7 protein-coding genes are annotated in these 9,345 nt (G+C 45.2%); all 7 read right to left on the bottom strand.

Annotation, left to right across the window (positions count from 1 at the left end; all coding sequences use genetic code 11):
* Positions 1 to 77: 77 nt before the first annotated feature.
* Positions 78 to 917 (bottom strand): sulfite exporter TauE/SafE family protein, encoded by an 840-nt coding sequence (locus EI161_RS12005; RefSeq protein ID WP_192529654.1) that lies wholly within the window; start codon positions 915 to 917, stop codon positions 78 to 80.
* 158 nt (positions 918 to 1,075) lie between these two features.
* Positions 1,076 to 1,579 carry a flavin reductase gene (locus EI161_RS12000; protein ID WP_192523861.1) on the bottom strand — a complete coding sequence of 168 codons (504 nt, stop codon included), beginning with the start codon at positions 1,577 to 1,579 and terminating at the stop codon, positions 1,076 to 1,078.
* 44 nt (positions 1,580 to 1,623) lie between these two features.
* Positions 1,624 to 2,652 (bottom strand): methionine synthase, encoded by a 1,029-nt coding sequence (locus tag EI161_RS11995; RefSeq protein ID WP_192523862.1) that lies wholly within the window; start codon positions 2,650 to 2,652, stop codon positions 1,624 to 1,626.
* 67 nt (positions 2,653 to 2,719) lie between these two features.
* Positions 2,720 to 3,727, bottom strand: coding sequence for a DUF1852 domain-containing protein (locus EI161_RS11990; protein ID WP_192523863.1), 1,008 nt, complete (start codon positions 3,725 to 3,727; stop codon positions 2,720 to 2,722).
* A gap of 391 nt (positions 3,728 to 4,118) precedes the next feature.
* Positions 4,119 to 7,220: an efflux RND transporter permease subunit gene (locus tag EI161_RS11985; protein ID WP_192523864.1), complete on the bottom strand. Its 3,102-nt coding sequence runs from the start codon at positions 7,218 to 7,220 to the stop codon at positions 4,119 to 4,121.
* The gene (locus EI161_RS11980) at positions 7,217 to 8,590 is read right to left on the bottom strand and encodes an efflux RND transporter periplasmic adaptor subunit (RefSeq protein WP_192523865.1); all 1,374 of its coding nucleotides are present in this window, start codon (positions 8,588 to 8,590) and stop codon (positions 7,217 to 7,219) included. The genes EI161_RS11985 and EI161_RS11980 overlap by 4 nt, the downstream gene beginning before the upstream one ends.
* A gap of 501 nt (positions 8,591 to 9,091) precedes the next feature.
* On the bottom strand, positions 9,092 to 9,345 hold a 254-nt coding region (locus EI161_RS11975; protein WP_192529653.1), incomplete at its 5' end, for a transposase.

Raw genomic sequence — 9,345 nt, 5'->3', positions numbered from 1 at the left:
ATGATAAGCTTAAAGCCAGCTATGAGGCTGCCGTAATTCTCGCTTGTGTCTTTATCTGGCTGCCGCTGATTTGAATTCTATACAGCCCCTAGCCCTTTATAAAGAAAATAACACCCCACAACGGTCAATAACAGCGCAAAACATTTTTTTAATAGCTGTGGTGATAGTATATGAGCGACTTTCGCACCTAGCTTAGCGGTGAAAAAACTCATGATGCTAATCCCTAAAAAGGCATAAATGTGCACAAAGCCAATCGTATTGGGAACACTAATTTGCTGCTGCATCCCAAAAAACATAAAGCCCAAAGCACCGGCAATAGCAATGGGCAGCCCACACGCGGCTGATGTGCCAACTGCCTTTTGCATGACTACCCCATAACGCGTGAGATAAGGCACCGTTAAACTGCCGCCGCCGATACCAAAAATGGCAGAAGCGATACCGATAACTCCACCTGCCGCTAATTGCTTAGGCTTTGAAGGCAACTCTGTATTAGCATAGTTGGCATTACTGACGTCATTAGCCTGATTAGCGGCCTGTTTTTTGCCACCAAAAAACATTTTATAGGCGACCCACAGCAAAAACACACCCACAATGAGCTGAAGATACAGTCCAGATATCTGTCCTGCAATGCCTGCGCCTAAAAAACAGCCAATCGCTAAGCCTGGTGCCAGGTTTTTAAAGACAGGCCACATGACGGCACCCTTTTTATTGTGTGCCATCAACGAGCTAATAGAGGTGACAATAATGGTCGCCAGTGAAGTACCTAGAGCCAGATGCATAATATTATCAGGACTGTAATCCATTTGGGTAAAGACGATAAATAACAGTGGTACGATGATGGTTCCACCGCCCACACCAAAAAGCCCTGCAGCAAATCCTGCTAGAGCGCCTATGATTAAAAAAATGATTAATTCCACGGGATAGTTGCTTCTCGGTTAAAGGATAATTTTTGTTAGATGATAAGCTCAGTTCAACTTTAAAACTTGGTAAGTGTCATAGTATACGGAAATTCTATTTAAAGAACTTCCCTTGCAAAGCTAAAATTGCGGTACAATTTTTTAACGCTTTTCATAACTTAAACGAGCTCCACTTGACCAACTTGATGGTAAGAGCGATTAAAATAAACCAAACTTTCATCAGTCCCGCCCTGTTGCTCAGCTTGTTTGATAGCGACCACTCGGCACATAAAGACACTATGGGTGCCCACTTGCTGAATGTCTTCAATCTCACAATCAAAACTGACCAATGCATCTTCTAAGACAGGCGCACCTGTTGCCAGCTCAGTCCAAGTGCCTTGCTCAAAGCGCTCATCAGAGCACAATTTAGAGGCAAAGGCATTGGATATTTGCTCGTGCTGTGCACCCAACACATTGACACTTAACATTTTATTATCAATAAAATGGGCATGTGAGCGCGACGTCTGATTCATGCAGACCAACAAAGTGGGCGGTGTGTCTGTGACGCTACATACCGCCGATGCCGTAAACCCATGAGCACCAGAGCTACCTTTTGTGGTAATAACATTAACGGCGGTCGTTAACAAAGACATAGCGTCTCTAAAGTCAGTTGCTTCAATCATTATCTGCCTCTTAAAATTAGTTATAGCCTGTCTATTGGCCGCGTTTAAGCAGTCAGCTCTTGACGAACAATGGCTGCGCCTGCACTTAGCGCTTCCAGCTTACCGCGTGCAACGGAGCGAGACAAGGGCGCCATACCACAGTTGGTCGACGGATAAAGCTTGTCGGCATCGACAAATTGCAGCGCTTTGCGTAGGGTATTGGCTACTTCCTCGGCGGTCTCAATGGTATCAGTTGCCACGTCAATGGCACCAATCATCACTTTTTTACCACGAATCAATTCAATCAAATCCATCGGTACATGCGAGTTTTGGCACTCTAACGAGATAATATCGATGCTTGACTGCTGCAATTTAGGAAAGGCTTTTTCATACTGGCGCCACTCTGAACCCAAGGTCTTTTTCCAATCATTGTTGGCTTTGATGCCATAACCATAACAGATATGTACCGCCGTCTCGCATTTTAGCCCTTCGATAGCGCGCTCTAGTGTAGCCACGCCCCAATCGTTGACGTCATCGAAGAACACGTTAAAGGCCGGCTCATCGAATTGGATAATGTCCACGCCAGCCGCCTCTAATTCACGCGCTTCTTGATTAAGAATCTTGGCAAATTCCCACGCCAACTCTTCACGGCTTTTGTAATGATTGTCATACAGCGTATCAATCATAGTCATTGGGCCGGGTAGCGCCCATTTGATCGGCTGATCGGTTTGCGCCCGTAAAAACTTGGCATCATCAACAAATACAGACTTTGTACGGCTCACCGCGCCCACGACTGTCGGCACACTCGCCTCATAGCGATCACGAATTTTGACCGTTTCACGCTGCTTAAAATCGACGCCATCGAGATGTTCAATGAAGGTGGTGACAAAATGCTGACGGGTCTGCTCGCCATCACTGACAATATCAATTCCTGCCTGTGCTTGTTCTTGCAGTGTTACGCGCAAAGCATCTTGTTTGGCTTCAATCAATTGCTTACCTTCTAATGCCCAAGGGGACCAAATTTTCTCAGGTTCTGCCAGCCAAGAAGGTTTCGGTAAGCTGCCAGCGGTTGAGGTTGGTAATAGTAATGTCATGTTTATTCACTTTTTATATTTTGATTGTATATTGGGGCTAAATTTCAGGGTTTTATATTTAGACCAGTTAGGCGGCGCGTTTTTTAACGGCAGGTTTTTTTACAGAATAGTTTGCAGCCCATTGTTCAAGAATGTCTTGATACGGCTTGATGAATTGTTCTTCTGTGAATTTGCCTTGCGTCACTGCCATTTTGCTGCGCTCTTCACGGTCATATACTATTTGAGTCAGTGAATAATCTTGGTATTTCAAACTCGGTTGGTAGACTTGACCTGCGGTAGAGTTGGCATTATAAATTTCAGGGCGATAAATCTTTTGGAACGTTTCCATAGTAGCAATCGCACTGATTAGCTCAAGGTCGGTGTAATCACTCAGCAAGTCACCCGCAAAATAAAACGCTAAAGGTGCAGCACTACCTGCAGGCATAAAATAGCGAACGGTTAAGCCCATTTTGTGGAAATAATCATCGGTTAACGAATAGTCATCTTGTTGATACTCAACCCCCAATACAGGATGCTGAGTGGCAGTACGATGATAGGTTTTACTGGTGGAAACACTGAGGCAAATTACCGGTTTTTTATTAAAATTGGCTTGATAGGCCTCTGAGTTCAATAAATATTGAAACAGTTTGCCATGTAAGTCGCCAAAGTCCTCTGGCGGTGGCGTTCCTGGATTTTTATCAAAATGTTCTAGCAGTACGACGCTAAAGTCATAATCGCGTACATAAGATGAGAAACTGTTGCCGATCATACCGTCAATACGAGTGTTCTCTTTATGGTCCACAATCGTTGTTTTCAACGTCTCGATAACAGGGAATGCATCACCATTGCCTTCGATATCCATGTCTGCAGAAATAATATCAACGTCAACAGAATAACGGTCCGCTGTCGGATTATCCCAATGCGCCAACGCGTTAAAACGATTATTTATCATTCTTAACGTTTTGCGTAAGTTGTCTTGACGATGCTCGCCACGAGCCAAATTCGCAAAGTTGGTGGTCAGACGCGTACTGTCTGCAGGATGATAGTTTTCATCAAAACGAATACTTTTAATAGAATAGCTGAATTCTTTACTCATGGTAATCCGCACCCTTAATCTAATCTCGTGAACTGAGATAAAACAAAATTTGTGTATGGAGTAAATCATAACCCAACCATGACATGAATAAAAACGATGTAATTTAAACCAAAGATGAGTAAAATTCATGGTTATAATTTTATTGTATAAAATAGAATGGAATAGCATAAAATTTTACTGTTGATCTAGGGCGTGTCCTCACTTTGAAAGTGGTGACAAAAAACGCCTTTCCTATATCTAATCGTAGTAAATAACTGCCCATAAAAAAGGCTAAAACTCACTATAATAAGTCTTAGCCCTTTTTATGTTTAGTCGCTATTTTTATTACTTTGCTACTCTCACTTGAATAGCCATTTTAACCTTTTATGATACCTAATTATGGTATTTAAGCTTACTTATCAGAAGCCGATTGCTCTTTACCGCTTGGAATGAGCCATTTCGCAAACCACCCTGACACATCATCCATCAAGGTATAGACCACAGGAATCACCACAAGGCTCAATAAAGTAGAGGTCACCAAGCCGCCCAATACTGCTGCCGCCATCGGTCGACGGAATGTCGGATCGGCATCCCCCCATCCAAATACCAGTGGCAACATGCCCGCGCCCATAGCAATGGTGGTCATAATAATAGGACGCGCGCGCTTACGGCAAGAATCAATAATGGCGTCAAAACGCGCCAAGCCACGACGCTGGGCAATCAATGCATAATCAACCAATAAAATAGAGTTTTTGGTGGCAATACCCATGAGCATAATAAACCCAATCATCGACGGCATAGACAGACTACTATTGGTAATCACTAGGCCGACAAAGGCACCGCCAATAGATAATGGCAAGGCCATGAGAATGGTGAATGGCTGCAAGATACGCCCAAACAATAAGATAAGCACACCCAAAATACAGACCACACCGATTGACATCGCTATCACAAAGCCACTAAAAAGCTCGGCCATATTTTCTGCTTGCCCTTGATCGATAATGGTAATAGAGGCTGGCAGTTTTTGCATACTAGGCACTGCTTTGACCGCCTGTACCAAGTCACCAAGTTCGCCATTGGCAGGCTGAACGGTGATACTAATCGCCCGCTCACGATCAAGTCGACTGATTTGCGCCGGCCCTGTACCAAAGTTTAGCGTAGCGACCTCGCCCACACGTACGCCCTGTCCTGCTGGTAACGCACTGGGTACATATAGACCCTCTAATTGACTGACGTTTTGTTTGGCAATATCTGGCAGGCGAATGACGATAGGAATCTGCCGTGTATCCAAATTGAGCTTGGATAAACGCTGCTCATAGTCACCAACGGTAGCCACACGTAATGTCGTCGCGATATCTTGGGTGGTCACGCCTTTATCCGCCATTGCCAATCTATCTGGCGTTACCGTTAGCTCTTGACGTGGCAGACTCCGGTCACTGGTCACTGAACCAGCGCTTGGTAACGCTCGAATCTCTGACATGATTTTCTGGGCAGTCTGTTCGAGTAACTGCGGGTTGGTACTGGTCATAGAAAAGTTATATCCCGTCTCACCGCCACTCGATAGACCGACCGTAAAGCGTGCGCCAGGTACTTCTGCCAACATATTACTAATTTTTCGCTCAATCTCTTGCTTAGATCCGCGCTCCGCCCTTGGCGCGAGTACCACATCCAGACCAGCGATATTTTCAGTTTTGCCACTACCTGAGCCAGAACTAGGACCCATAGATTCTTGAGCCTCGCCTACTGACGTAAAGATATGCGTCACTTCAGGCATGGCCAATATACGCTCGCTTGCCAGTGCGGCAACGCGCTCGGTGTCTTCAAGCGCCACATCAGGTGTCAGTTCAATCTCCACCCGTGTTTGGTCTATATCATTATCAGGAATAAAAGAAGTTGGCAGGAGCTTTACTAAAGCCAACGACGCTACAAACAATAACAAGGTAGCGCCCATCGTAATCCAACGATAATGCAACGTCCACGAGACCACCTTAAGATACCAGTCCATCAATGCACTTTGTTTTTCGACATGCTTTTTTTCTGGTCGTAGTATATAAGCTGCCATCATCGGCGTGATAAGACGCGCCACCATTAACGACGCAAAAATTGACAAAGCAGCCGTCCAGCCAAACTGGCGGAAGAACTGCCCAACGATACCGCCCATAAAGGCCGTGGGTAAAAATACAGCAATCAAGGTAAAGGTCGTGGCAACTACTGCCAAGCCAATCTCGTCAGCCGCTTCCATCGCCGCCTCATAAGGCGTCTTACCCATACGCAGATGGCGAATGATGTTCTCAACCTCGACGATAGCATCATCAACTAAAACCCCAATGACCAATGACAGTGCTAATAAGGAAATAATATTGAGGCTAAAGCCAAATAAATACATGCCCAAAAATGTAGGAATAACCGATAGTGGCAGTGCCACCGCAGCCACAAAAGTCGCGCGTATATTGCGCAAGAAGAGAAAAACCACTATAACGGCTAAAATACCACCTTCAATGAGCATGCGTAATGAAGACTGATAATCTTCAGCGATTGGTGTGGCTCGATCATAGACTTTTTCGATATTGATATTGCCCACATCTGCTGTCAGCTTGGCAAGCTCAGCATCAACCAGCTTCATCACTTCGACTTCACTGGCACCACGCGAGCGGGTAATATTAAATGCCACCACTGTCTGCCCATCAAGCTTAGCAATCGAGCTTGGGTCAGCAGCGCCATCAGTGATTTGCGCCATTCGCCCAAGCGCTTGCGTGCCACCGGTAGGAACGGCGACTTGCAAATCATTCAGCTCACTGGCGCGCTCAACAGCACCAAGGACACGGATGGTCTGAGTCGTTTTACCCACTTCCGCCTCACCGCCCGAGCTGTCTTGCTGGATGCCTGTGATTTGCTCTGATAACTGGGCAATAGAAAATTTTAAGCCACTCAGAGCGATAGGGTCAGCCGCCACGGTAATCTCGCGCTGTAGACCGCCGATACGGCCGACCGTACTGACGCCTGGAATGTCAGACAAACGCTTGGTGACGGTATCGTCAACGAACCAAGATAAGTCCTCCACATTCATATTTTCAGCCGCGACAGAGTAGGTAACGACGGGAAATCCTGCGGTTGAAACTTTGGTAATGATCGGGTCATTGGCCGCAGCGGGCAAATCACCACGCACCTCACCCACGGCCGAACGAACATCGTCGACTGCTTCTTGGATGTCTTTTTCTAAGACAAACTCGGTGACCATAGTCGCCGCCCCAGTCTGCAGCGTTGAGCGAATATGCTTGACGCCCTCAATACTGGTGAGCTTATTTTCTATCTTTTTTGCAATATCATTTTCAAGCTGTGAGGGAGCAGCGCCCGGTAAAGTGACCGTGACCACCACGGCTGGTAGGTCGATATCAGGAAACTGCTGTACCTTCATTTTCATAAAGCCATAAATGCCACCCAAGGTCAGGAGCACAAACAGCAATATGGCGACTAAAGGATTTTTAATCGAATAAGATGAGACATTTAAATTCATGAGCGCGCCTGCGTGGCAGCGGCATTGGCTTCTTTACCAGTTGCTTCTTTATTAACTATTTGGTTACTAGCCATGTCTTTATTTGCAATACTATTGGCCTGATTGTTCTTTTTATTCAGACCATCAACGATACGCACCAAGTCCCCATCGTTTAAAAAACTACCGCCTTGCTTTACAAGTCGACTCTCAGCTGGCAGGGGCTCTGTCACCGCCACACTATCGCCAAAGCGCTCACCCAAGGTCACGCGTTGTTGTTTGATACGCCCTATGTCTTGTCCGTTTTTGGTACTGATATTGGTGACTAACATCACATAATCATAGCCATCATTGCTAACGATAGCGCTATTGGGTATAGTTTGGGCATTGGTACTACCCAATAAAAACTCACCCGTTTGATACATGCCTGCCCGAACTTTTGAGTTAGCAGCAAGGCTGGCGTAGATCGTAATTTGGCGGTTGTCATCTGCAGTTGGAGCAATGCGGCTGACCTGCCCCATCACAGAGTCGCCTCCCGGTAAACCCACACGCACTTCCGTACCGACATTCACCTCACCAATGAGTTTAGGATCGATATCCGCGCGCCACTCTAAAATACCACCTTTGATAATGGTAAATAACGGCTCTCCACCAGCAACCATACCTACTTCGGCCATTTTTTCACTGATGACACCGCTGACGGGTGCGACCACTTTGGCATTATTAACACTCAAGCGCTGCGTGCTCAGCCGCGCTTTAGACGCTTGTAATGAAGCTTGCGCTTGCAATTTAGAGGTACGATAACGGTCGGCTTCTTGCTTACTAATGGCATCAATATCGATAAGTGGCAATACACGGGCGGCATCGGCAGTAGCATTGGCAAGCGTGGCTTCCGCTTCTGCAACATCCGCTTCTGCCTGCAAAACCTGCTGCTCCATCGCATCGGTATCAAATACTGCCAATACTTGGCCGGCTTTAACGCGCTGACCTTCTTCCACTAATATGCGCTCAATCGCCACGTTATTGACTTTAGCGCTGACGTTGGCGATGTCTTTGGCACTAATCGTACCGTCTGCACTGAGCGTATTGCCAATATTTTCTTGGTTTGGCATCACAGTTTCGACCGATAGTACGGCTTGTTGATCATTGGCATTATTGGCATCCGTACCATCACTTTGTGCAGCGGTAGAAGCTGGGAACTCATTATTCGCGGCTTTATTACCGCCCCAATATTTTCCAACCAAAACACCGATAACCAGCACAATTGCCAATACTGGTAGCAGCCACAGCGGAAACTTTGACGCGGGTTTATTCGCTGGCGTATTGGATTGGCGATATGGTGGTAGCTCAGATTCAGCAGATGGCTTCGGGTTGGTTTCTTCAACATCGCTCATGATAGCTCTCTATAAATACGGATAGTAATGACCATATAAGTATGGGTAATAATAAAATAGATATAAGTAAGATACTGATGCTAAAAAAATGACAGTGACAAGTAACGATAAATAGCCAGTCGCAATGGGTGTAAATGCGAGCTTGCTTGATTATAAATTTTGCTCACTGAAGAAAGCAGCAATTGCCTCTAAAACATTGTTTATAATTACAATAGTCTATAAATTTAGTGAGGATAGCACATATTAAGCCATCATTTTATTGTTATATATCGTGTTTTCTGTTGGTAAGTTTAGTGGTTGTAATTGATATCACATTGCAAAAAATTCTAAAAATAAGTGTTATTAGGTGTTGTATAGTCATTAAATAGCAAAAACAGAAGGTGAGTAAATTGGGTTAGCTGCAAATATCATTTATGGTATCTGAATTAGAAAATATAAACGCACACCTTTAAAAGTGTGCGTTTATATTTGAGCCCATCCCGAATTCTGTGTAACTGCCGTTTAGATTAAATGCCTGCTGATACGTTCATCAAACATAATCATAAAGCGATTAAGAGCAGACGTCCAGTTACGGATAGGCATCGACCACTTTTTGGATGCCTGCTGTGTTGCTAGATATACCACTTTAAACGCTGCCTGATCAGACGGGAACACCTTACGCTTATTCACCGCTGTCCGAATCACGCTGTTTAAAGACTCAATAGCATTGGTGGTATAGATGGCTTTTCTGATATCTTTCGGATACTCAAAGAACA

It is taken from the genome of Psychrobacter sp. FME5 (genome assembly GCF_014861375.1).
Classification (GTDB): domain Bacteria; phylum Pseudomonadota; class Gammaproteobacteria; order Pseudomonadales; family Moraxellaceae; genus Psychrobacter.
Note: the sequence above shows the minus strand (reverse complement) of the source record. Positions and strands in the feature narration are given on the sequence as shown.

Excerpts from the sequence above, each read along its gene's own strand:
- EI161_RS12000 (WP_192523861.1), bottom strand. The coding sequence starts at position 1,579 with ATGATTGAAGCAACTGACTTTAGAGACGCTATGTCTTTGTTAACGACC.
- EI161_RS11995 (WP_192523862.1), bottom strand. The coding sequence starts at position 2,652 with ATGACATTACTATTACCAACCTCAACCGCTGGCAGCTTACCGAAACCT.
- EI161_RS11990 (WP_192523863.1), bottom strand. The coding sequence starts at position 3,727 with ATGAGTAAAGAATTCAGCTATTCTATTAAAAGTATTCGTTTTGATGAA.
- EI161_RS11985 (WP_192523864.1), bottom strand. The coding sequence starts at position 7,220 with ATGAATTTAAATGTCTCATCTTATTCGATTAAAAATCCTTTAGTCGCC.
- EI161_RS11980 (WP_192523865.1), bottom strand. The coding sequence starts at position 8,590 with ATGAGCGATGTTGAAGAAACCAACCCGAAGCCATCTGCTGAATCTGAG.